The following is a 385-nucleotide window of genomic DNA, read 5'->3' as shown; positions in this document are numbered from 1 at the left end:
GCCCACAGGCAGTGCACCGAGCCGGCCTTGGCGCGGGCCAGGCGCATGGCCTCGCGCAGGGCGTCGCGCTGTTCCGGCTGGTCGAGCAGGTCGAACACCCGGTGGCGTTCGCTGGCGCCGCCGGCGGCGGAGCTGTAGGCGATCAGGCGGCGGTCCGGGTGGGCCTGGATGGCGCCGTCGTCGCCGACGATCATCGGCGTCACGCCCGGCTCGCGGGCGATGATGAAGTCGTCGAGGAAGCCGCTCAGGTCCAGGCCGCTGCCGGCCAGGCCGATGGGCCGGCCCTGGTCGCGGATCACCAGGTTGAACCAGACCTTGGTCAGGTTCAGCTTGCTGTCGACATTGACGTTGATGTTGTAGGCGGCGCTGTTGCGCAGGGTATTGA

Annotated in this window: 1 protein-coding gene; it reads right to left on the bottom strand. The window is 70.1% G+C overall.

Annotation, left to right across the window (positions count from 1 at the left end; genetic code table 11):
* On the bottom strand, positions 1-385 hold a 385-nt coding region (locus UF06_RS22905; RefSeq protein WP_045572522.1), incomplete at both ends, for a hypothetical protein.

Origin of the sequence: Vibrio sp. S234-5 (genome assembly GCF_000960595.1) — a bacterium.
Classification (GTDB): Bacteria; Pseudomonadota; Gammaproteobacteria; order Enterobacterales; family Vibrionaceae; genus Vibrio.
Note: the sequence above shows the minus strand (reverse complement) of the source record. Positions and strands in the feature narration are given on the sequence as shown.